This window comes from Boudabousia tangfeifanii (assembly GCF_001856685.1).
Lineage (GTDB): Bacteria > Actinomycetota > Actinomycetes > Actinomycetales > Actinomycetaceae > Boudabousia > Boudabousia tangfeifanii.
In genome coordinates this window covers 433,289-456,460 of sequence record NZ_CP017812.1, presented here as the reverse complement: position 1 = coordinate 456,460, position 23,172 = coordinate 433,289, and the positions used below count along the sequence as shown (strand labels likewise).

Here is a 23,172-nt window from a genome sequence, read left to right as displayed (position 1 = left end):
AAGGTGATTCAGGCCAATATTTTCCGAGGGCGAATCTGCAAATAATTCTCAAAATGGGGCCAAAAGGGCTAATTGTCTGACCTCTGTTACCGCTACAATTGTGACCGTGAGTGAATTTTCAAAGACTGACGATCAAAGCATGACCAACGATGTTCCTGAGTTTGACGCCAATTTAGGGGCGGCGGATTCTCCCGCCCTTGATTTGGATATGGATAATCTTCCTACCACTCCCAAGGCTCCAGCTAATGCGAAGGAAAGTGCGCACCTGGGCGAGCGTTCTTTTGCTACCCGGTGCGTAGCCACGACTCCTTTTGACCCGACCGGCGCGGTGGTGCCCGCGATTTATCTGGCCAGTACTTATGCGCATCCGATTCCGGGCGCATGTCCCCCACCAGCCCCAATGCCCTGCGGCACCAATGAGGAGGGCGGCCACTCCTACCAGCGTTGGTCCAACCCGACCCGCGCGGCAGTTGAAATCGCGGTTGCTTCGCTCGAGGACGCCAAGCACGCCTACGCTTTCGCCACCGGCATGGCCGCTATTTCGGCCGTTTTCTCCACGGTGAAGGCCGGCCAGCGCGTCCTACTTTGTAGCTCCATTTACGGCGGCACTTTCCAGTACATTTCGAACTTCTTCCCCGCTAGGGACATTAAGTACGATTTGATCGATGACGTGAATGCTTTGCGGGCCGAGGACGTGCCAGCCGATACCGCCATGATCTACATTGAATCCCCCACCAATCCGCGCTTGCGAGTGGTGGATATTGCCCATGCGGCCGAGGTGGCCCACCAGGTGGGCGCCAAGTTGGCCATCGACAATACTTTCCAGACCGCCTACCTGCAGCGCCCCTTCGAGCTGGGCGCCGACTATGTCATTTACTCGGCCACTAAATACTTGGCGGGCCATGGTGACGTTTTGGCCGGCCTCGTCCTCGCTAATGATGAGGAGCTGGCCGAGCAGGTGCGCCTCGCCCAGGTTGCTTTGGGGGCACCACTATCCCCCTTCGACTCTTATTCGGTCTTGCGCGGGCTAAAGACTTTGGTGGTGCGTATGGATCGCCAGTTAGAAAATGCGGAACGAATCCGCGAATTCCTACTCGCCCACCCTTCGGTTACTGCCGTGCATTACCCCGGCTCAGAAAACGCCAAAGAGGCAGAGATTCAGGCCAAGCAGTCCCAGGGTGCCGGTTCGGTCCTTTCCTTCGAGATTGCCGACGATATTCACCTGCCTACTTTCGTGGCCGCCCTCGACATTATTGGTTACGCCGTTTCTTTGGGTGGGGTGGAAACGTTGCTCTGCCACCCGGCCTCAATGACTCACGCAACCATGAACGATCAGGAACTGGCGGCCGCTGGCATTTCCCAGCGTTTGTTGCGTTTGGCAGTGGGGATCGAGGACGCCTCAGACCTACTAGCTGAACTACAACGCGCTTTCCAAGTCTCGAAGGGCGCAGCCGAACGCTGCCTCGATAACAGCAATAGCGAAAGCTAAACAACTAAATATCAACCTTCACTTAACCGCGTCGTCACTTAAAGGTGACATACTGGTTTAAGTCCAGACCAACACGATTCGCTTAGAAAAGGAAGTCTCATGTCTCTTGTTCTGCACCACCTCAACGATTCTCGCTCTTTTCGAATCGCCTGGGCACTTACCGAACTAGGGGCCGACTTCGAGTTGGTAAAGCACCAGCGCGGCGCTGACCTGCTTGCCCCGGATTCTCTCAAGCAGGTGCATCCTTTGGGTAAGTCCCCTGTGCTCGAGGACGATGGCAAGCAGTACATCGAATCGCAGTGCATTTTGGAGCACTTGAGCGAAACTCATGATGGTCGCCTCTCTGCTAAGCAGGATGATCCTCGCATGTGGCTGACTTTTACCGAGTCGAGCTTGATGCCGATGCTGGTGATGGGACTGGTCTTAAAGACGGCCGCTAAGCAGGCCCCGAAGATTCTACAGCCAGTTTTCAAGCCTTTTGTGAAGGGAATCAGTACTGCTTTTACCGGCAAGAATGCGAAGGCAGATCTAGAGTTCCTGAACGGTTACCTGACCAAACACAATTTCCTCTCTGATGACGATCAGTTTGGCATTGCCGACATTCAAATGGAGTTCGCGATTTATTCGGCCGAGGGCGCCGGTTTCAACTTGGGTGAATACCCAGCAATTCGTCGCTGGCTCACTGAGCTCCATGAGCGCCCTGCTTATCAGCAGGCACTTTCACGCGCCGGACGCTAAGCCCTTCCCTCCACAGCGCTCACAAGAACGACCGTCTGCACCGCCATATCTAAACGTTCCTCTGCGTAAATTTGCAGACATCTGGTCTAAAAGTTGCAGAATTTTTGCGTAAAAAGGCTGAGATTTAGCCATTTAGTTGCAAAATTCTGTCATGCAACACGTTTTTTAGGTGAGCAAGCTCACAAAAAGCAAATTAATTGGCAAATTGGTATAGACCACTTGTTGACCGCCGACGACCAGTGGTCTGAAAAGAGAAAAAATTTGGCGGAAATCCGGACTTTTCCGCGAGGAAAAATAACGGGGTTTCTAAACCACTAACAGACCACTTATTTTCAAAGTTTTTTGCCGCAAAATTTACCCCTTTACATCTTTGGTATCTCTGCTAATCTCAAGACAAGAGATAGACCGATTCTGCTCAGAGTTGCACAGAATATTTCATTATTGCGCAAGCCCCAGCATTACAGGCTTATCTAACTACAATTTTTTGGAGGAAATAATGGATAGTTCATTCTCTGGAATTGTCACCCCTCAGCGTGTTCACGCCGGCGCCACCGTCGACGACTGGCGTGGAGCAGTCCAGGTAGTTGGTGGCATGCTTGCAGCCACCGGCGCTTGCACCGAAAACTACGTTGCCGCCATGGAACAGGCCGTCATCGACCTCGGTCCTTACATGGTGGTTGCCCCTGGTGTGGCCATGCCACACGCTCGTCCTGAAGCTGGCGTCCTCGAACCAGGCATCGCAGTTGCGACCCTGACCGAACCAGTTAACTTCGGACACAAGAAAAACGACCCTGTTTCCCTCGTGATCGGCTTCGCTGCCATTAACAAAGACGCTCACTTGGCTAGCTTGCAGAAGATCGTGGCACTCCTTCAGGACCAAGAACGCTTGGCCAAGGTAAAGGCTGCCACCACTAACGAAGAGCTATACGAAGCACTTACCTACCAGAACAACTAGACGTTCAGGTAGGGAATGCCGCTTGCGGCAACCGCGGAAGTAGCCAAGGCGGCTACCGACGCAAAACTCACCGATAGAAAACAATCACAGGAGATTCAAAATGCTAAACATCGTAACCGTTTGTGGCATGGGCTTCGGCACCAGCCTCATGTTGGCCATGCAAGTTCGCGACATCATGAGCGAAAACGGAATTGACGCCAAGGTTGATCCAGTCGACCTCGGCTCCTTCAAGACCATGCCTGCCGACATGGTAGTGGCCCCACGTGACATGGAAAACCAGGTCACCGAAGGTCCTGCCAAGGTTGTCGTTTTGATCGACAACCTGGTTGACAAGGATGAGGTTTCCTCCAAGGTCCTCGAAGCTGTCAAGCCTCTTCTCTAATCCGTTTGTGGGCTCCACCAAGGTGGGGCCCACAAAACCACCACTTCACAGATATTCATTGGAGCTACTTTCATGGCCGTACTAAACGTCCTACTCGCACTGGTCCAGGTACCAGCGATTATTATTGGGTTTATTGCCCTCCTCGGTCTACTACTACAGAAGAAGGACACTTCCGCAGTTGTGACCGGTACTGTTAAGACCATCCTCTCGGTGCTAATCATCACCGGTGGTATCACCGTTCTTATCTCCGCATTGGGCCCAATCCAGGGCATGTTCGAACTCGCTCTCCCGAAGGAGAAGGTCACCACCTTCGTAACCTTCGACGAAGCAGTCGTTGGTGCGGTCCAGTCCGCTAACGAAGCCAACCTTGGTATGTTGATCGGTTTGACCCTACTCTTCGGGTACATCACCCACTTGGTCATCTCCCGCATCACCAAGCACCGCTACGTCTACCTCACCGGTCACATGATCTGGGTACACGCTGGTGGCTTCGCTATCCTCTTCCACTCGCTCGGCCTCGGCCCAGTAGCCACCGTCGTAATCGCCTCCCTAGTCGATGGCGCTTACATGACCTTCGCACCTGCTTTGGCTCAGCCATTCATGCGCAAGATCACCGGTCGCGACGACATCGGCTTCGCCCACGGCCAGACCACTCTAAACGTTGCTTTCGGTTGGATCGCCAAGTTCATTGGCAACCCCAAGAAGTCCACTGAAGAAATCAACGTTCCTAAGAGCCTCAACTTCTTCCGCGACGTCGCCGTTTCGACCACCGCCGTCATGTTGGTAGTTACCTACATTGCCGCCATCGGCGCAGTCATCACCAAGGGTGTTGACTTCCTCCAGAACGGCAACGGCGCTGATGTCCCAGGCATCACCGGTGGCCAGAACTGGGTTATCTTCTCCCTCGTCCAGGCCCTCACCTTCACCGCTGGCATGCTCATCATGCTCTACGGTGTCCGCATGTTGATTGCTGAAATCGTTCCTGCCTTCCAGGGCGTTGGCATGAAGATGATCCCAGGCGCCAAGCCTGCTCTTGACGTTCCAGTCATCTTCCCATTCGCACCAAACGCTTTGGTTATCGGCTTGATCTTCGGCTTCATCGGCCAGATCGCTGGCATGGGTGTCTTGGCCGCCATGGGCTGGCCAATGCCAATCCCATCCGTCATCGTCGCCTTCTTCGCTTGCGGCGCCGGCGCAATCTTCGCTAACGCCATGGGTGGCGCTCGCGGTGCCATCTTCGCCGCATTCAGCTGGGGCTTCTTCGGTTGGTTGCTCATCTCGGCCGCCTACCACTTCCAGTCCTTCGGCAACCTCGACGCCCTCGGCGCAACCGCCCTCGGCTTCACCGTTCCTGACTTGGTAATCCCTGGTCTCATCGTCGGCGGCCTCAAGGCCCTCGCTGGCCCATGGGTTGCCGCTATCGTCCCAGTTGTCGCTGTTCTAGCCACTGTCGCTCTCACTTTCAACCCTTCCAAGGAATTGCCAAAGTGGGAAAAGCCAGCTGACAAAGCTGCCACCAAGTAATCACCCAACCCAACAGATTTCTAACTAAGGAGTTCAAAATGTCAGAAATGACTAACACCTACCTAAACGGCGCTATTAAGTTGCTCGAACGTCTCCGTGACGAAGAAGCACCAAAGCTGGAAGAAGCTGCTAAGGCTATCTCTGAGGTCCTCCGCAACGGTGGCAACCTCTTCGCCTTCGGCTGCTCCCACTCCTCCTTGCCAGTACAGGACATCGTCTACCGCGCTGGTGGCCTCATGCTCGTGAACCCACTCTACGGTCCAGGCATCGCCGCCCTCGACACCCGCCCAACCACCTTGGGATCGGACATGGAAAAGTTGCCAGGTTACGCTAAGGCTATCCTCGACAACTCCCCACTAAAGAAGGGCGACGCTCTCATCGTCGTTTCCGTTTCCGGTCGTAACGCTGTGCCGATCGAACTAGCTCAGCTAGCTCAGGAACGCGGCATTCTCGTTGTTGCTGTCACCAGCCACGAATACACCGACTCCGTGACCTCCCGTCACGAATCGGGCAAGAAGATGAAGGACTTCGCTGACATCGTCCTCGACAACAAGGTCGACGCTGGCGACGCCATCTTGTCCCTCCCAGAGGTTCCACAGAAGTTCTGTGCACTATCCGGTGTCACCTCGACCGCTCTCTTGCACAACCTAGTTGGCTTGATCATCGAAGACATGGTCGCCAACGGGGTTACCCCTCCAGTCTTCCTCGCCGCCAACCTAGATGGTGGTAAGGAATGGAACGCCAAGCACTTGGCGGAAAACAAGGATCGCATTTTCTATCTCTGATCCGGTGAGTAACAAGGCTCGTCTCAGCAACGCTAACCACGACACTGAGACGGGCCTTGTTTCATAACCAGACAAAACAATCGCCCAATTTGTCACAGGGCAGTAATGAAACCTCACAACAAAACTTAAAACCGTTGATTTTCCAAGGGCAGAGTCGCCCTCGGAAAAGAAAATAAAAGTTGACAGAAATTGCAAAATATTGAACAATATAAGCAAGAACTAATCAACTTTGTTCATTGAGCGTTGCTGCTCATGCACCCGGGGAACCACCTCGAAACCCCACAAACTCTTCCGCTGCCCATCCCAACAACCAAGAGGAAACCATGAACTACCCAGAAATGATTGCCGCTCATAAAGACGGCCAGACCGTTGGCATTTACTCCATCTGCTCGGCAGACCCAACCGTGTTGCGCGCCAGCCTCCTACAGGCCAAGGCTGATGACACCTCCGTGCTAATCGAAGCCACCTCCAACCAGGTTGACCAGTTCGGTGGCTACACCGGCATGAAGCCACCACAGTTCCGCGAACTCGTTTTCCAGTTGGCTGACGAAATCGGTCTACCTCGCGAACGCGTCATCCTCGGTGGCGACCACCTCGGCCCGAACACCTGGCAGAAGCAGGAACCAGCCGAAGCCATGGAAAAGGCTGTCGAACTAGTCCGCGCTTACGTCGCTGCCGGCTTCACCAAGATTCACTTGGACTGCTCCTTCTCCTGCAAGGGCGACCCCTACCCCATCACCGACGAAATCGCTGCTGAGCGTGCCGCCATGATGCTAGTTGCCGCCGAAGAAGAAGCCGAAAAGGCTGGCACCGCCGACCAGATCCGCTACGTGATTGGCACCGAAGTTCCAGTCCCAGGTGGCCACCAAGAAGAACTTGGCGAAATCACCCCCACCAGCCCAGAAGCTGCCCGCACCACCTTGGCCAAGCACCGCGAAGCTTTCGACCAGGTTGGCTTGACCAATGTTTGGCCTAAGATCTCGGCCCTCGTGGTTCAGCCTGCCGTAGAATTCGACCACCTCAAGGTAGTTGATTACAAGACCGAAGGCACCAAGGAACTACGCAACGTCCTCGACGACGAACCAACCTTGGTCTTCGAAGCACACTCCACCGACTACCAGACCACCGAAAACCTCTCGCAGTTGGTGCGCGACCACTGGGCCATCCTCAAGGTCGGCCCAGGCCTCACCTTCAACTTGCGCGAAGGCCTCTTCGCCCTCGCCCACATTGAAGACGAGCTCATCCCTGAAGGTCAGCGCTCCAACCTCCGCCAGGTAATCGAAGACCGCATGGTAGAAGACCCATCCCGCTGGGAGGTCTACTACACCGGCACCGAAGACGAGCAGCGCATCGCCCGCCGCTACTCCTACTCGGACCGCATGCGCTACTACTGGCCAGATGAGGTCATCAAGGAAGCCCGCGCCAAGCTCATGTCCAACCTTGACAGCGTTGACATTCCGCTACCATTGCTCTCCCAGTACTTGCCATTGCAGTACGAGCGCGTGCGTGAAGGCGAACTAGAAAACCGCGCCGATGCCCTCCTCATGGACCGCGTACGCGACGCCATCCGCCCATACGCCACCGCCTGCCACAAGCAGTGAACCGTCCGGCCACCTAGTTGGCCAACACGGGGCTAGTTCCCCACCTCAAAGCACGCTGGCCGAGGCCGCACAACCGACCTCGGCCAGCCCCAAAACTTAAACCAAACCAACCAAAGGAGACCCAAAATGGGTAACTACCAAGAAGCTGTAACTTACACCGAAGTTTGCGACCAGTACCCCAAGTGGCGCGTCCTCGCCCAGGACCTCAAGGACAATGCCAAAAAGCATGAAGCCTTCCTAGCCCCACTACTAGCCAAGAAGGACCTGCGCATCGTCCTAACCGGTGCTGGCACCTCCGCTTTCGTGGGTGAAACCGCCGCCCCAGCTATTGCTCGCGCCACCGGCCGCCGCGTCGAGGTTGTCGCCACCACCACCATCGTGTCGAACCCACGCGAATCCTTCGCCCAGGACGTCCCCACCCTCGTGGTGTCCTTCGCCCGTTCCGGCAACTCCCCCGAATCCCTAGCCGCCACCAAGTTGGCTGACCAGTGCCTCTCCGAGGTCTACCACCTAGTCCTCACCTGCGCCCCTGAAGGCGAACTAGCTGTGGGCCGCAAGGACAAGGACAACTCCCTCGTGGTGCTCATGCCTGAAGGCTCCAACGACAAGGGCTTCGCCATGACCTCCTCCTTCACCTGCATGCTCCTCAGCTGCCTCGTGCTACTAGGCGCCGGTGAAGCCGACCTACTAAACCGTGTGGCTGACGCCGCCGAATACGTGGTCAACGAAAAGCAGGAAGACATCAAGGCTTTGGCCGACAAGCTACCTAAGCGCGTCGTCTACTTGGGCTCCGGCTCCCTACACGGCCTCGCCCACGAAGCTGGCCTCAAGTTCCTCGAACTCACCGCCGGCGACCACGTCTCCTTCTACGAGTCCTCCATGGGCTTCCGTCACGGCCCCAAGGCCGTCATTGACGAAACCACCCAGTGCTTCGTCTTCGTCTCGTCCGACCCATACACCCGCCAGTACGACCTCGACATTGTCAACGAACTACGCGGCAACCTCGGCACCGACGCCGTCCTCGCCCTCGCCGGCAAGGAACTCGACCTCGAAAACGCTTGGGTTTGGCCAGGCCTCGCCGACGTGCCAGACGCTTTCGTGGCAGCCGTACACGTGATCGTCGCCCAGTTCATGGGTGTGTTCACCTCCGCCGCCCTCGACAAGAACGTCGACAACCCGTTCCCAGCAGGCGACGTTAACCGCGTCGTCCAGGGCGTAATCATCCACGAACTCGAAGACTGATTCTAGTTCCCCAAAACGGGGGCAATGGCCAAGCGGCTGTTGCCCCCGTTTTGCTCACCCCCATTACCCACCGAGGACGTTCTCACTTTGCGGGCCGAGGACGAACTCCCCGGGTTGACCAGCCCCAAACCCCCAAATGTTCTGGGGCAAAACCTAACCCAACCTATTGCCACTGGGCATTATTACCGAGTTGTTGCAACCATGGGACACTTTTAAGCTGGTGTCATGACAACGACGCTCTGGCCAAACTGGATCATCCGACATAAATACTATTGCCCGAAGCATTACCACCCCAGCGTCCGCTCCTTCCTACTGCACCACTATCGGAACTTTAGATTCTGGAGCGGGCGGGTCACATCCGTCACCAAACCCCTGCCAATCAAACCAGAGGACCCGGACGAGACAGGTCAAGTCAAATGCCTCTGCAAACTCCACGACTTCCAAATCACCTATTACACCGGCAAACCCCTGCGGATAATCCTAGCCGCGCTAAGTATCGTTGCTATCCTCGCATTTTTGGGCTCACTCCAGCCCTCCCAAACCAGGTTCCTCAACCAGCTCATTGATATGGACAGCCCCAAGGTCCAAGTAACCGCTATTTTCTTACTGCTGTTCTCATCCTTGGTCGTTGCGATCGCACCATTACCCCTGCTCTCCCCACTGTGGTACTCGCGCTATCAGATCACTTTCGCCGAAGGAGTGGTTCGGATGGACCATCAGGTAACTTTTTGGCGCTCCCAGACAGAATTCATGCTCTGGGACGAGCTCGAATCTGCGCGCCTCACGGAACCTCGTGGCTGGCGAAAACTTGGCACCATCGAGTTAAAAGGTATCACCGAAACCCTCAGCCTCCCCCTGTGGGAAGACTGCCAGATCGACTTCCAGCACCTGACCGACGCGATTAACACCGTGGCGCAAGACCGCAAGAGCGGTGTCCCTTGGGAAAAAGCGCTACGCCAGCTAGAAACCAACCGCTACCAGCTGTTCCACTAGTCCACCGCCGGCCGCGGCCGCTTAACTGGGCAGTTCTAGCCGGAAATGGTGCGAACTAATAATGAACCGGTTACGCAAATAGAAGCGGTGCGCCGCGTGACGTTGCACCCCAGAATCCAAGTCGAGGGCGCGCGCCCCAGCCTCTTTGGCCCGTCGCGTCAACTCGTTTAACAAGAACTGGCCATAACCGTGCGAGCGCGTCGTCTCATCCACGCACAAGTCATCAACATACAAAACGCGCCGCAAATTCGTGTTCGCGATAATCCGCCAGCCAGCCACGGCCACACACTTATCCCGATAAAACAAGGCGGTGAAGCGCAAGCCCTGTGGAGCGCCCTCGGCAATCACCTCGGCCAAGGCCTCGCGAGTCAAATGAGTGCGCAACTGTTGCAACACGGGGAATGCTTGTTCCCACACGGGATCGTCCGCCCCGGACAGGTCGTGGAAAAACATTGACGGCATGATCGCAACCTCCTTGTGGCGACTGACACAAAACGTTATGTCACCAATATAGCCGTTTAGCTGGCCGAGGGCGGTGCGGGCTAGCTGGGGCTGACCCTGCCGGGGTGGCCGGGTGGGGCCGACCCTGCGGGGCTGGCCGGGTGGGGTGCTCCCGCCCTTGCGCCCCGAGTTCGCCGCGGGCGCCCTCGGTGCGCAAATGCCCGACCGCACCCTGAGCACCCCACCCCTGCCAGCCCAACTGTTTTTGATGCCAGTCGAGGGCGGCACCCCGCCTTGGAGTACCGCCCTCGTGATGACTTTGGTGATGGTGGCGAATCTGGTGTTCATGCACCTAGCGACTCGCCGCGTTAGCTAAAGGTAATTGTTTAACCCCACATGACTCCGAGCATGCCTACTAGGTATGAGATTAACCAGATTACGTAGATTGCTACCGAGACTGGGTGGAACATTTTGCGGGCTTGCGGACGCACTTTCAGCACGTAGACTGCGGCCAAGATGTGAATGGCCATTAGTGCGATTGCTAGGCTGCCGGTGATGCTCATTAAGCTGGAAGCCCATGGGGCTAAAACCTTGTCACCATTGTTCGACATTACCGACATGAGGATGGTTCCGGTCGTGTCGAAAACCAAACCTACCCCGAACCAGGCAACGTCACGCCAAAAGAGGTTCTTGCGACGAGCTTCGCTGATTACTCCGAAGCTGTACGCGACGAGTGCCAAGCTGATGGTGATAATCGCGAGAGCCAACATGGTTACTTAGCTGTCCCAGAGACTTCCTGCTTGGCAACTGCCTTATACAGTGCCACTAGGATCATGATCAACCCGGCAGTTAGACCGATGTGGCCGAGGCCGGCGATGCCGGAGATGGCTGCGTTGGGTCCCTTTGCTAGTTCGGTGCCACCAACCTGAACCATGCCGCGAACTAGCAGCATGATGACAGTGACATTCAAGAAGATGTTGTAAACAATGACGCCAATGCGACCCAGTTTGGTTCCCAAGAACTTGAAACTGTTTTCTAGCGCCAACAACACTAGGAAGAAGAACATGCCCAGCACGAAGTAGTGGGTGTGCATGACGGACATGTTGGTGTGGCCAGAGAAATCCATGGCCTTGGTGTACTCGCGGTAGAAGAAACCTGCAACCAGCGCTAAAGCCATGTAAATGATGGCGAGCTTCGCCAAGAGTTTATTCGACATCCTAATCCTTCAAATTTTCTGTGGCTCAAGTGCACCACAAACAAGTTTTTACGACACTGTGTATTATAAACATGCTGTCGAAGGAGCCAAAACTCAAGGACTCAAACGTGCGTTAATCCACTTATTATTAGAACTTTCCGAGCGTTTTCGCCAGAAAACAGCAGACAGATGCAAGGAAACCACATTTTTACTGACAAGCTGTGCGCATATCCTGCATACAATTCGTTATTGGATCAGCGACTTCACCAAACGACGCTCCACCGCTACAAAACCATCAATCAACGCCTCCTTCACCCCATCAACCTCCGCCGGGCACCAACCATGCGCCCGATAAAAACCAGCCGCCCGCTCATTACCAGCCAACACCCACAAAAACGCCTCGACACAACCATGACGCAACAACGCCTCCTCACCACGAGCCAACAACAAACGACCCACACCCGCACCAAAAAACTCTGGATGCACATAAATTCCCTTCAGCTCACCCAAAGACTCCCCCACCAAATCGCGCGGCGAACCAACCACAATCCAACCAACCACCCGGCCAGACACCTCAGCCACCAAAAACTCATCCCACGGCACAGGCGCACCACCCGACCGCCACTCCTGGCCCAAAGTCCGGCCAATCGCCAACTCCCACTTCGCCGTCTGCCCCGCCAAAGTACGCGCATCCAACAACTCGTCAGGCAACAAACCCCGATACGCCTCCTGCCAAGCCGCCAAATGCACCCCAGCCACCCCCGGAGCATCCTCCAACCTCGCCTGACGCACCAACAAGCCATCCAAACCAGGCAAAACCAACACCCCACAACATCGACAACATTTGTCACCAGTCTACAAGGGAAAAACCACCCCCAAACACAGCACGAGGGCGGCCCAAACCAAAAGCTGGACCGCCCCCGCACCGCACCACAAAGCAACTAGTCACGGAAAGACTTCACATAGCGGAGCCTACGCAACGGAAAACCATCAATATTCACCTCCCGCACCCACACCGAAGACGCCAACCTCCAACCATGGCTCTTCAACAAACGCAAACCTGCCTCATTACCCTCAGTCACCCAAATCGTGCCCTCAGTACGACCCATCCCCCTAATGCGATGCTCCGCAGCCGACAACAAAAACGAACCCAGACCCTGACCACAAACCACCGGATCCACAGACAACCACTTCACCTCCCCCAACTTCGGATCCTCAACCCGAACACAATCACCAACCCACAACACACCATTAACCACACCCTTAGACTCCAACACCAAAAACTCATCCCAACGCCGATCAGACCCAGACAAACGACTCTTGCCACAAGCCTCCACGGCATACTGCCAACGCTTCCGCAAATCCTCCAAATCCTGCGGATTCACCCAATCGGGCCCCAACAACGAAGCATGCAAATCCTGCCACCCCGCCATAAAAACCCGAGCCATCCTAGGCGCATCCGACACCCGAGCCTCACGCAAACAAACCGAATCAACATCAATCATTTTCAACAACTCCAATCACCTGAAAATAGAAACAAAAAAGAGCCACACGACAAAACGTCATGCGACTCAATCACAACCAAGCTGCGCGGCAACGACCCCCAACTACCAGGCGCACCCTGGCAGCCATCCCCTTTGAAGATCATCGCATCCATATTCACATCATAAAAACTTCCACCACACGACATGCCCGAAATCCGGTAGAGGAAAATCACAAAAATTCTTACCCGCAAAAAACTGTTGTTGCTGGCCGAGGACGGGGCGTGCGTACCGCCCGCCCGACGCGGGCAGGTTGGGTGGGGTGCTCTCGCCCTTGCGGCCCAAAATTGGTCCGCAAATGCCCGACCGAACCCAGAGCACCCCACCCCCACACCTGCCCGCTGGAAGCGACGGTTAAAAACTAACATTTGTTAGCAAGAACAACTACCTTGCGGGAGATATGGCTCATACGAAGTTGATCCTGCATTGAGGTTTGTTACGGTGAATAGATATGTTTAAGAAATTGTTACCAAGTTTGATGATGCTTCTGTTCGCTCTACTAATGGGTTATTTGAGTGTCGGCGCAGTGATCTCTGATCCTGTTCCATGGCGCATTGCCCTTCATTTGATCGGCACAGTTGGCCTTGCAACCCTAAGCGGTGCTTTCATGATGGCAGCTGTAGCTGGCAAAGCTGGAAGTGGAAAGTAGCTGTCAACTTAGCAGAAGAGCGTGATCCTAACCTAGTCTGCGCTCCGCAAAGTTACACCCCTCGGGATTAGTGCTGACCATCGTGAAGATAATGAAGGAAGTCTTTTTCGCTCATCACGGTAATTGGCGAGCCTGCTTCACGCAACTTGGTTGCTTTTTCGAGTTTTCGTGAGGCGCTTGCTCCTTGTGCCCATCGTGTTGGGTCAGAAATCCCCACGACTAGAATTGTTGTTTTCTTAGTCGTACTTTTCTCAGCAATACCACCATAGTGCTCTACTAGTTTTTGCATTGTTTCACGAGGTGCAGTTTCTAGAGTGCCTGTAAAGGCTACTCTTTGTCCTTGCAATGATTGAGTCCCGGCAAACTTTTCTATTAATTCACTGAGTTCGACTTTTTGAGTACCATTTTGTCCAATTGCTCCTGAGTCGTTGCTGATCCAACGGCGACTTCCTGCAACGCGCTTTTGTTGTTTTGCGCCCGGCCCAGTGGGTGGACAAAGATCGTTTATTTTGTCTATCCCGTGCTCGTTTTGCATTTGAGCAAAAATACGTGCGCACGCCCAAGCGTCTGCAGCCGCTTCATGGTGCGAAAATGATTCCCCGGGAAAATAAGAGGAGAATATTGTCGGCAGGCGATGATCACAGGCATCAGGCAACAATCGTCGTGCCAGCCGCACTGTGCAATATCGTCTATTTGTTAACGGTTCTTTCCCGTACAGGGCATCAAGGTCAGTCAGAACATAACCATCGAAAGCCATGTTGTGTGCTACCAACGGCAAGTCGCCAATGAAGTCGATAACTTGATCGTAAATCTCAGCCCACGAGGGCGCCCCAACTACGTCTTCCTCGCTAATGCCATGTACCCAAACGTTGATTGGACTGAAATAGCCAATAGATTCGTGTGGTCGCAGCAAAGTAGAAAAGCGAGCAACCTCATTGCCTTCCTCGTCAAATTTGATTAATGCTACCGAGCATGCCGATCCTCGATGCTCGTTGGCAGTCTCAAAATCTAAAGACACAAAAGCTTGCATTATCCCCTCCCCTACTACATAGGCATCTAAGAATTAACAAATCTAGAATCGATTTTAAACCAATTTTAATATTAAGTTCACAAATTTAAATAAACTTTTTCGCTAAAACGCAAGTTTCATCTTGATTTAGAGTCTTTTTGCACCTGTTTCCATCATGAAGATCCATTTTTACTAACTATTGATTCAACCAACTGAGCCATCCACTGGTAAAGTTTATTTGTAAAGTTTTAGCAAACGCTCAGCTTGTTTCACAGGAGTTTTTAATGTCAAGGTTGACTGATTTATTACGCCAAGCGAAACTCAGCGACCCACAACTTGGTGCCGCGTTAGAAGAAGAATTCTCCGCATTGATGAAACGGCGTAGTTTTGGCCTTGTATTTGAACGCCACCAGCCAGAAGCAGTCGAGTTACCACACCAGCGCCCTCGTCGGGGCAGCAAAGTCCGTATCCTGTCACCACGAGGCGAGACCAAGAAGGGTGACCCAAAGCTTTGGCGTGTTGCCAAGATTGAGGGTTCTCGTGCTCAACTGCTTGAGCTCAATGCTGAAAATCCGCAGACGCAAGAAGTTCCCCTCGAGGACTTGGTGGTCGTAGCAGAATTCCAAGACACCATCTACCCAGGTCTCGTGGAGACAGGGCGGGTAGAACGAGGTAGCGATAAGCCGTGCCATACCGTGATTAACGGCGAAAACTTCCATGCGCTGGAGATGCTCACATACACCCACCGCCACAAGATCGACGCAATCTATATCGATCCGCCCTACAACACAGGTGCCAAAGACTGGAAATACAACAACGACTACGTTGAATCAGACGACGACTACCGCCACTCCAAGTGGCTATCATTCATGGAGAAACGACTACTACTGGCCCGCGAGCTACTCAATCCTGAAGAGTCAGTACTTATCGTCACCATCGATGAAAAAGAGTATTTGCGACTTGGACTACTCTTGGAACAGATTTTTCCTGAAGGAAGAATTCAAATGATTACATCTGTAATAAATCCTAAAGGCTCTGCTCGGACTGGACGATTTAGCAGGGTAGAAGAGTATATATTCTTTGTATTTATCGGCAACTCGGTGGCGAAAGCCTGGAAAAATGACATGCTAAGGCCCTCAGAAACTAAGGAACGTAAAGTTAGGTGGGCAGGTCTTCTACGTAACGGAGAAGGAAGTCGACGATCACGAATTCCATCGATGTTTTTCCCTGTTTATATAAACGAAGATACTGGAAAACTTCACTCAGTCGGTGAACCGCTCCCGGCAGACCAAGACATCTCTCAAATAGAGCCTCCGGAAAATACAGTGATTCTCTGGCCTATTGACGGGTCGGGACAGGAACTCATGTGGCGTCTTAGTCCGACATCGCTACGAGAATACTTTGAAAAGGGGTGGGCGAAGTTCGGCCGTCGTAATCCTGAGACCAAGCAGCGTCCAATCATGTACCTGCAATCAGGACAGCTTGAAAAACTAAAATCGGGTGAAATACTAGTCGTCGGCCATAACAACGAGGGGGCGTTGGAGCTTGAGTTCAAGGATTCAATAGGAACCCGGCAGCCAGCTACTGTCTGGAACAGTATCTCGCATTCAGCGAGTGAACACGGAGCAACGTTTATTAAAGCGTTAATTCCTGGAAGAAGATTTACTTACCCCAAATCTGTTTATGCTGTTGAGGATGCATTGCGCTTCTTTGTTAAGGATAAGCCCGACGCGGTAATTCTTGATTTCTTCTCTGGGTCAGGTACTACCGCACATGCGGTTATGCGTCTGAACAAACAGGACGGCGGCCATCGTCAGTGTATCTCGGTGACAAATAACGAAGTGTCTGCTGATGAGCAGGTAAAACTACGTAAGCAGGGCCTGCGTCCAGGTGACCCAGAGTGGGAAACTCTTGGTATCTGTGACTACATCACCAAGCCACGCATCCAAGCTGCGATTACTGGGCTCACCCCTGAAGGCGAACCGATCAAGGGCGACTATAAGTTCACTGACGAGTTCCCGATGGCTGATGGGTTCGAAGAGAACGCTCGCTTCTTCACCCTGACCTACGAGTCGCCATTGGCGGTGAAACACAATCGCGCTTTCGCCAAGATCGCTCCGATGCTGTGGCTGCGCGCGGGTGCACGAGGAAAAATAATCAATTCCCTGGGAACTCGAGGCTGGGATATCGCCGAGTCTTATGCGGTGCTGGAAAACATTAGCGATACTGAGGCGTTCTTCGAAGAACTGTCTGAGCAAGATGGCGTCGGGACTGTGTTTGTGGTGACCGATGATGATTCTGCGTATCAGATGGTAGCCAGGGAGTTACCTGAGCAAACGGATGTAGTTCGTCTCTACGAGTCCTACCTGCAGAACTTTGAAATCAACCAGGGGGTGATGCTCTGATGCGGTACACCCTCAAGGATTACCAGGTTGAGGCGGTTCGCGGAGTACTCGAAAATCTGGCGGACGCACGGATGCTTTACAAGCGGGGCAGGACCTCACAGTTCTCACTTTCCGCCACCACGGGTGCGGGTAAGACCGTCATGGCAGCCGCCGTCATCGAAGCATTGTTCTTTGGTTCTGATGAGTTCGATTTTCCTGCCGACCCGGGCGCAGTGGTTCTTTGGCTTTCCGATGATCCTTCGTTAAATCAACAATCATCGAACCGCATTTTCTCTGCAGCACCCGATTTGGGCTCTCGACTACGGATGGTTGATACCTCTCTGTCTCTGCCTGAGCTGGAGCGGCATAACGTCTACTTTTTGAACACACAGAAGCTCTCCAAGAACTCAAAGCTTGTGCGTGGCGCGAATCTTGACGATGAACAGACTCCGCTAGTAGCGCGCCCTGACAACATGCAGTCCTCATTCTATGACGTACTCACCAACACGATCAAAAACGAGAACCTAACCTTGTACCTGATTCTGGATGAGGCCCACCGTGGCATGCAGAAACAGCGTGATCGCGCCACCATCGTTCAACGTTTAATTAACGGGCAAGGCAGTGTGCCTGCGATCCCAGTGGTATTCGGCATTTCGGCGACTGTCGACCGTTTCGATGAGGCAATGAAGGGTGCGACTGGACGTACAGCATTACCCTCGGTAGAAGTCGATTCCGCCTTAGTTCAGGCATCAGGATTACTCAAAGACGACATTGTACTTTCTATCCCGGCCGAAACCGGGGCTTTCCAAACCGTGCTCCTTCGCCGCGCCGTGAAGAAGGTTTTAGCATCCAGCAAGGAATGGGAAGCTTACGCGAAGGAGCAAGAAGCTCTAGACGTGGTTAAGCCATTACTGGTAGTACAGGTTGGTGACAAGCCAAGCGATGAAGATCTGAAACTCATCCTAGACACTATTTTTGAGGCTTGGCCTGGACTGTGTACAGACAATGTGGTGAATGTGTTCGGTGAACACCAGGACCTTGACATTGCTGGCTACATGATTCGCTATGAGGAGCCACAACGGATTCAAGACTTGACCAACATTCGCGTGCTCCTTTCTAAAACTGCAATATCGACTGGTTGGGACTGCCCCCGTGCAGAGGTGCTTGTTTCTTTCCGCCCGGCAAAAGACAAGACACACATCACCCAGCTGCTCGGTCGCATGATCCGCACTCCGCTTGCACGCCGTATCGCGGGCAACGAGATCTTGAACTCGGTTGACTGCCTACTGCCGTTCTTCGATAAAGAGACGGCCATGAGTGTGGCCAAGATGCTCATGGAAGGTGCCACGAGCAAGGATGATGAATCCGGTACCGGCGGTGGTGCAGGCCGTAGAGTTTTGTTTGACCCTGTATCGCTTTACCCGAATTCAGACATGCCCGTTGAACTCTGGCAAGCGATGGAGAACCTCCCCTCAGTGACCATCCCGAATCTGCGCAGCAAACCCATCAAACGTTTCACTGCACTGGCTACTGCTTTAGCAAAAGACGGTATCCGCCCCACAGCGCTCGAAGACTGTAATGACCAGTTGTGTCGTCTAGTAGAGTCTGCTGAAGTGCGCTTCCGAAACGAAGTAGAAGCTGCTTTCTTAGATGTAACCACTCTGGATGGTGAAGAACTTCGAACACGTCTCGGAGGCGGGGAATTCGTACCAACCGCGTTTAGCGAAACCGCAGACTATAACGCGATCCGCGAAGCCTACAATGCTGCCCGACGCGTCCTCAGCCCACAACTGGCCAGCTGGTATGTCAACTATCTGGTCCCCGATGATGAATTCCTTGAAGACGATTACATCGAGGCCGAGACTAAAGTAGCGGCCCTAGCACTGGTACCTGAGCTGGTTCGGGTAGTAGAGCGTGACGCTAACGAAATCGCAGCCCAATGGCTGACCGAAACCCGAGTCGACCGCAAGAACCTCAGTGACGACAAACAAGCTGAGTACGACCGGATCGAAGCAATGAGCGTCAAGCCTGAGCGTGTAGATCTCGTTGCGCCCAAGACCGCTCAAGCCGACACTAAGGTTCGTGAAGCTGACGGTACGGAAACCACACTGCCGACCTCTACCAGCCACATCATGGTCAGCGGCACTGGTATCTACCCGATGAACCTTAACCGGTGGGAACGTCAAGTGCTTGCAACTGAAGAAGCACGTTCCACCTTTGTCGGGTGGTATCGAAATCCCGAACGCGCTGTTAAAGAGTCCCTTGCCATCGCCTACCTAGACGGCAACGAAAAGTGGAAGGCACTACGCCCCGACTTCCTTTTCTTTACCAGAGGAACCGGTGGGAAGATCGTCACTGACATCGTTGACCCACATGGCCACCACCTCTCCGATGCTCTGCCCAAGCTACGCGGACTGGCAGACTTCGCTGAACAATTTGGCAGGGAGTTTAGGCGGATTGAATCCATTGCTGAGACCAATGGGAAACTACGCGTTCTGGACCTAACTCGTGACCGTGTACGTGAAGCGGTGCGCACAGCCAAGGACGCGAAGGCTCTTTACGAGTCAGACATCGCCTACGACTACGTCTAAGAATTGGGAGACTAAAAGTTGGCGGTGGAAATAAACAATTATCAAGCCAAGTTTTATGCCCACCAGTTGGCACGTTCGTATGCCTCTGACCATGTGGGTAAACTTGCTGGCCTTCTCTTCGACGCCCAGGTAGAGCCCAAGCCACACCAAATCGACGCAGCATTATTCGCTCTCAAAGCATCCACCTCGACCGGAGTGATCTTGGCTGATGAAGTGGGGCTGGGCAAAACCATTGAAGCTGGCATTGTCATCTGCCAGTACTGGGCTGAACGCAAACGCAGAATCCTCATTATCGCGCCCTCGTCACTGCGTCAACAGTGGAAGCAAGAACTTGACGAGAAATTCGCCATCCCAGCAGTCCTTCTAGACTCCACCAATAAAGACGAAGTCCTGGGAGCCTGTCATGTAATGAGCGCGCGAGTACTGATCTGCTCCTACGAATTCGTCTTGCGTAATGAGCCTGTGCTACGACGCGAATGGGATCTGGTTGTCGCTGACGAAGCCCACAAGCTACGCTCCTATTGGAACGGCAAAGCCAAAATCCCGCAGGCAGTCGCCAACGTCATTGAACGCGCAGACAAAACCGTCATGCTCACAGCCACGCCACTACAAAACCGGCTCGAAGAACTCTACGGGCTAGTCAGCGTTTTTGACCCAACACTGTTCCATTCCCTTGAAGGATTCAAAGAACGCTATATTGATTCTGAGGATACCTACGGACTAGAGGACCTCACGGACCGCATGTCGCGCATCGCCAAAAGGACGCTGAGACGTGATGCGGACAAGTACGTGCGTTTTACCCGTCGAACCCCGATGACCTTTGAGTTCATGCCCAGCAAGGCAGAACAAGAACTCTACGAGAAGGTCAACTCTTACCTACAACGCCCCAACCTGTACGCGTTCGCGAAGTCCCAGCGCCACCTGTCCGCGCTGATTATTCGTAAACGGTTAGGCTCATCCACCTATGCGGTGGCCTCAACACTAGAAAAAATTGCCGACCGACTATCCGCAGAAATCGCAGCAGGTAAGGTACGAGACGGGCGTGGTGTTCTAGTTGATGACGGGGACCTCAACAGTGATGAAGCCGAGGCCGCGCGGCGTGGAATGCTCGATATCAAACTGATCGAACCTGAGCTGGCCGAAAAAATGCGCGCCGAAGTGAACGAACTTAGAGGCTTCGCTGCACTGGCACGTTCCATCACAATCAACCAAAAAGCCCTCAAACTCATCGAGGCCCTGGACAAAGGCTTCGCCCGGCTTGAAGAAATCGGCGCACCAAGAAAAGCCATCATCTTCACCGATTCAGCCAAAACCCAAAAATACTTGGCGCGCACTCTCACAGATGCCGGCTGGGGTGAAGGCCTAGTACTCTTCAACGGCGCTAATGATTCTCCCGCAGCAACCGCCATCTACAAACAATGGCTCAAGGACAACGAAGGCTCCGACCTCATCACCGAGATCCAGACTGCTGACCGGCGCAAAGCCCTAGTAGATGAGTTCCGTGAACGTGGCCAAATCATGATTGCAACCGAAGCTGCTGCGGAAGGCATCAACTTGCAATTCTGCTCCATGTTAATCAACTACGACCTGCCTTGGAACCCACAACGCGTAGAACAACGCATCGGGCGTGTCCACCGTTTTGGGCAAAAACATGACGTTACGGTGGTCAACTTTTCCAACCAAGGCAACCTAGCCGAAGAACGCATCCTTGAGCTATTAACCGAAAAGTTCCAACTCTTCACCTCCGTATTCGGGGCTTCCGACGAAGTCCTCGGTCAGATTGAAGACGGACTTGGCTTTGAGCAAAAGATCGGTGAGATCCTCGACCAATGCGCCACCGCTGAGGAGATCGAAGCAGCCTTTAATGAACTCGAGGAACAGTTCGCCACTGAGATCAGCAAAGAAATGCGGCAGGTCAAAGCGAAAGTCTTCGACCACCTCGACCCGGATGTGCGCGACAAGCTTAAAAGTTACGACGAAGAAGCCGGAGAAGTCCTCAACCTTTTCGAACGGCTACTTCTGCTACTTACACAGTATGAGCTGCATGGCTACGCCGATTTCAGTACTGATGGACGTATATTCAATCTTCTAAAATCTCCAGCACCTGAAATCTTGACAGGGAAATATTGCTTCAAATCTCTGCCTACCCAAGGATCCAGGCAATACCGCTTCAACAGTCCGCTTGGGCAATGGGTCCTCCAGCAAGGGCTGAACACAGATACACCACCAGCCCATCTCACCTTCTCCTACTCAAACTCACCTCGTGCCCGAGCCTCCCTTAAACCCCTAGTGGGGACAAGCGGCACGATACGAATTGATCAGGTCACCTTCACAGCACGGGCAGGAAAAACAACTATTAAAGAGTCATACCTAATCAGCGCAGGAAGCAGCGATGTTGGGCAAGTTTTAGATACGGAGCAAATAGAGCACCTGATGGCACTGCAAACTACAGATATTATTGAAGTTCCTTTTGTCAACGATGAGGATCTACTTGAGGCATTAGATGAACAGGCTACATTAATAGGTAATGAGGTAGAAGAACGCACAGCAGGTTTCTATATTGAACAATCAAATGCCCTAGACAGCCGACTCCAAGACGCCACTGCCGCACATGACGCTGCCAAAAAAGAGTTAGCGAAGAAACGTTTGAAAATTCTAGCGAAACAACAGCGTGCTACGTCAGCTGCGGAACGTGCAAAATGCTTAAAAGAACTTCGTAACATAACAAGGAAAGTTGCCGAAGAGGATGATCGCTTCACCGCGGAACGCAACCGCATGATGACCGAAAATGATAACTATCTAGCAAACCTCGATGCAGCTCTATCATCGAGCGAACAACGCAAACACCTATTCACCATTAGATGGAGTATCGAGCAGTAACCGCTCAGTCCTGGTGCGTGAAGAGTTAGGGCGCAGAGGTTAATGTTATGTGTCTACTCATTAGCACGCCAGCCGTGCACGAGCACTTCTTGTCGCTATCGTCACCCTCTCCGTTGGACACTCCATGCACACGTTTTCTCTTAATAACAGGCGAAAATCCACCGAAGCAGTCGGGCTCAACAGAATATTCCCCTTTACCCAATCTGGCCAATGAATATCAGTATGAATCAGTTTGACTCTCCCGACGTACTTGTAGACGAATTCAAGCACTTGAGTCAGCGTTTTAGATGCGTCACCAGATTCTCCGTGACTGACGAAATAATTGCTAGTCGGTACAAGGCTTGCTTGCTAGGAAAAGATCCGTCCTTTTACTTTGTCGCTTGTTCAACGCTGCAATTTTCATTCATAACCAAGGTATAGGTTTCAAACTAACGCGGAACTGAAGGATCTGACCAAGCGAAGCAGAACTTACCATTTTCGCTAGAGATGAGAGCAATATCCTTGTTGTATCAAGTCAAATTCAAATTCTAAGGCTAGCGAGTCATACTATTCCACCAAACCAAAATCTCAACGTCAGACGTAAACTGCTGATATGCTCAGACTAAATAGTTTCTCCTACTGTCACGGTCCTATCCCTTGGCAGCCTTGTTTTGTCTCTATCCACAAATTTATCGGCCATTAACTGTTTTATCGCCCTGGCAATATTAGAGAAGATCAATTTCGTTGTATAGGTATAGAAGTCATAGAATATGACTATGTTTTTTTCACTTTCT

At 53.1% G+C, this 23,172-nt stretch carries 20 protein-coding genes; 14 read left to right on the top strand and 6 right to left on the bottom strand.

What is annotated here, in order from left to right:
• Positions 1 to 106 precede the first annotated feature (106 nt).
• The 9 genes from BK816_RS01710 (at position 107) to BK816_RS01670 (ending at position 9,709) form a co-directional block, all read left to right on the top strand.
• A complete protein-coding gene (locus tag BK816_RS01710; RefSeq protein ID WP_236842344.1) occupies positions 107 to 1,489 on the top strand; it encodes a trans-sulfuration enzyme family protein in 1,383 nt (460 codons plus the stop codon).
• Between the two features lie 99 nt (positions 1,490 to 1,588).
• Positions 1,589 to 2,227 (top strand): glutathione S-transferase family protein, encoded by a 639-nt coding sequence (locus tag BK816_RS01705; protein WP_071163636.1) that lies wholly within the window; start codon positions 1,589 to 1,591, stop codon positions 2,225 to 2,227.
• Between the two features lie 496 nt (positions 2,228 to 2,723).
• Complete coding sequence (locus BK816_RS01700) at positions 2,724 to 3,182, top strand: PTS sugar transporter subunit IIA (protein ID WP_083378983.1); 459 nt, start codon at positions 2,724 to 2,726, stop codon at positions 3,180 to 3,182.
• Between the two features lie 100 nt (positions 3,183 to 3,282).
• A complete protein-coding gene (locus tag BK816_RS01695; protein WP_071163635.1) occupies positions 3,283 to 3,564 on the top strand; it encodes a PTS sugar transporter subunit IIB in 282 nt (93 codons plus the stop codon).
• 72 nt (positions 3,565 to 3,636) lie between these two features.
• Complete coding sequence (locus BK816_RS01690) at positions 3,637 to 5,088, top strand: PTS ascorbate transporter subunit IIC (protein WP_071163634.1); 1,452 nt, start codon at positions 3,637 to 3,639, stop codon at positions 5,086 to 5,088.
• Between the two features lie 38 nt (positions 5,089 to 5,126).
• Positions 5,127 to 5,873 (top strand): sugar isomerase domain-containing protein, encoded by a 747-nt coding sequence (locus tag BK816_RS01685; protein WP_071163633.1) that lies wholly within the window; start codon positions 5,127 to 5,129, stop codon positions 5,871 to 5,873.
• Positions 5,874 to 6,196: 323 nt separating this feature from the next.
• Positions 6,197 to 7,474, top strand: coding sequence for a D-tagatose-bisphosphate aldolase, class II, non-catalytic subunit (locus BK816_RS01680; protein WP_071163632.1), 1,278 nt, complete (start codon positions 6,197 to 6,199; stop codon positions 7,472 to 7,474).
• Between the two features lie 126 nt (positions 7,475 to 7,600).
• The gene (locus BK816_RS01675; RefSeq protein ID WP_071163631.1) at positions 7,601 to 8,716 is read left to right on the top strand and encodes an SIS domain-containing protein; all 1,116 of its coding nucleotides are present in this window, start codon (positions 7,601 to 7,603) and stop codon (positions 8,714 to 8,716) included.
• 225 nt (positions 8,717 to 8,941) lie between these two features.
• Positions 8,942 to 9,709, top strand: a complete 768-nt coding sequence (locus BK816_RS01670) for a hypothetical protein (RefSeq protein WP_071163630.1) — start codon at positions 8,942 to 8,944, stop codon at positions 9,707 to 9,709.
• A 21-nt stretch (positions 9,710 to 9,730) separates the two neighbouring features.
• Here the strand turns inward: BK816_RS01670 and BK816_RS01665 are convergent, their stop codons facing one another.
• Entirely contained in the window at positions 9,731 to 10,171 is a 441-nt protein-coding gene (locus tag BK816_RS01665) for a GNAT family N-acetyltransferase (protein WP_204377198.1), read from the bottom strand.
• Between the two features lie 112 nt (positions 10,172 to 10,283).
• Between BK816_RS01665 and BK816_RS01660 the strand changes: the two genes are divergently transcribed.
• Complete coding sequence (locus BK816_RS01660; protein ID WP_071163628.1) at positions 10,284 to 10,526, top strand: hypothetical protein; 243 nt, start codon at positions 10,284 to 10,286, stop codon at positions 10,524 to 10,526.
• A gap of 10 nt (positions 10,527 to 10,536) precedes the next feature.
• On the opposite strand, the gene BK816_RS01655 is transcribed toward BK816_RS01660, so the two are convergent.
• From BK816_RS01655 to BK816_RS01640, 4 genes are all read right to left on the bottom strand, one after another.
• Positions 10,537 to 10,920, bottom strand: coding sequence for an HsmA family protein (locus BK816_RS01655; protein ID WP_071163627.1), 384 nt, complete (start codon positions 10,918 to 10,920; stop codon positions 10,537 to 10,539).
• A 2-nt stretch (positions 10,921 to 10,922) separates the two neighbouring features.
• Positions 10,923 to 11,366 (bottom strand): DUF2871 domain-containing protein, encoded by a 444-nt coding sequence (locus BK816_RS01650; protein WP_071163626.1) that lies wholly within the window; start codon positions 11,364 to 11,366, stop codon positions 10,923 to 10,925.
• 225 nt (positions 11,367 to 11,591) lie between these two features.
• Positions 11,592 to 12,161, bottom strand: a complete 570-nt coding sequence (locus BK816_RS01645; protein ID WP_170299647.1) for a GNAT family N-acetyltransferase — start codon at positions 12,159 to 12,161, stop codon at positions 11,592 to 11,594.
• Between the two features lie 125 nt (positions 12,162 to 12,286).
• The gene (locus BK816_RS01640) at positions 12,287 to 12,850 is read right to left on the bottom strand and encodes a GNAT family N-acetyltransferase (RefSeq protein WP_071163625.1); all 564 of its coding nucleotides are present in this window, start codon (positions 12,848 to 12,850) and stop codon (positions 12,287 to 12,289) included.
• Positions 12,851 to 13,337: 487 nt separating this feature from the next.
• Here BK816_RS01640 and BK816_RS01635 point away from each other — a divergent pair, with 487 nt between their 5' ends.
• Positions 13,338 to 13,535, top strand: a complete 198-nt coding sequence (locus BK816_RS01635; protein WP_071163624.1) for a hypothetical protein — start codon at positions 13,338 to 13,340, stop codon at positions 13,533 to 13,535.
• 67 nt (positions 13,536 to 13,602) lie between these two features.
• Here the strand turns inward: BK816_RS01635 and BK816_RS01630 are convergent, their stop codons facing one another.
• Positions 13,603 to 14,565 (bottom strand): exonuclease domain-containing protein, encoded by a 963-nt coding sequence (locus BK816_RS01630; RefSeq protein ID WP_071163623.1) that lies wholly within the window; start codon positions 14,563 to 14,565, stop codon positions 13,603 to 13,605.
• Positions 14,566 to 14,828: 263 nt separating this feature from the next.
• On the opposite strand from BK816_RS01630, the gene BK816_RS01625 reads away from it, so the two are divergent.
• From BK816_RS01625 to BK816_RS01615, 3 genes are read left to right on the top strand one after another with little or no spacing between them, the layout of a single operon-like run.
• On the top strand, positions 14,829 to 16,949 hold the full coding sequence (locus BK816_RS01625; RefSeq protein WP_071163622.1) for a site-specific DNA-methyltransferase: 2,121 nt from the start codon (positions 14,829 to 14,831) through the stop codon (positions 16,947 to 16,949).
• A complete protein-coding gene (locus tag BK816_RS01620; RefSeq protein WP_071163621.1) occupies positions 16,949 to 19,519 on the top strand; it encodes a DEAD/DEAH box helicase in 2,571 nt (856 codons plus the stop codon). The genes BK816_RS01625 and BK816_RS01620 overlap by 1 nt, the downstream gene beginning before the upstream one ends.
• 24 nt (positions 19,520 to 19,543) lie before the next feature.
• The gene (locus BK816_RS01615) at positions 19,544 to 22,399 is read left to right on the top strand and encodes an SNF2-related protein (protein ID WP_236842343.1); all 2,856 of its coding nucleotides are present in this window, start codon (positions 19,544 to 19,546) and stop codon (positions 22,397 to 22,399) included.
• The last annotated feature ends 773 nt before the right edge of the window (positions 22,400 to 23,172 follow it).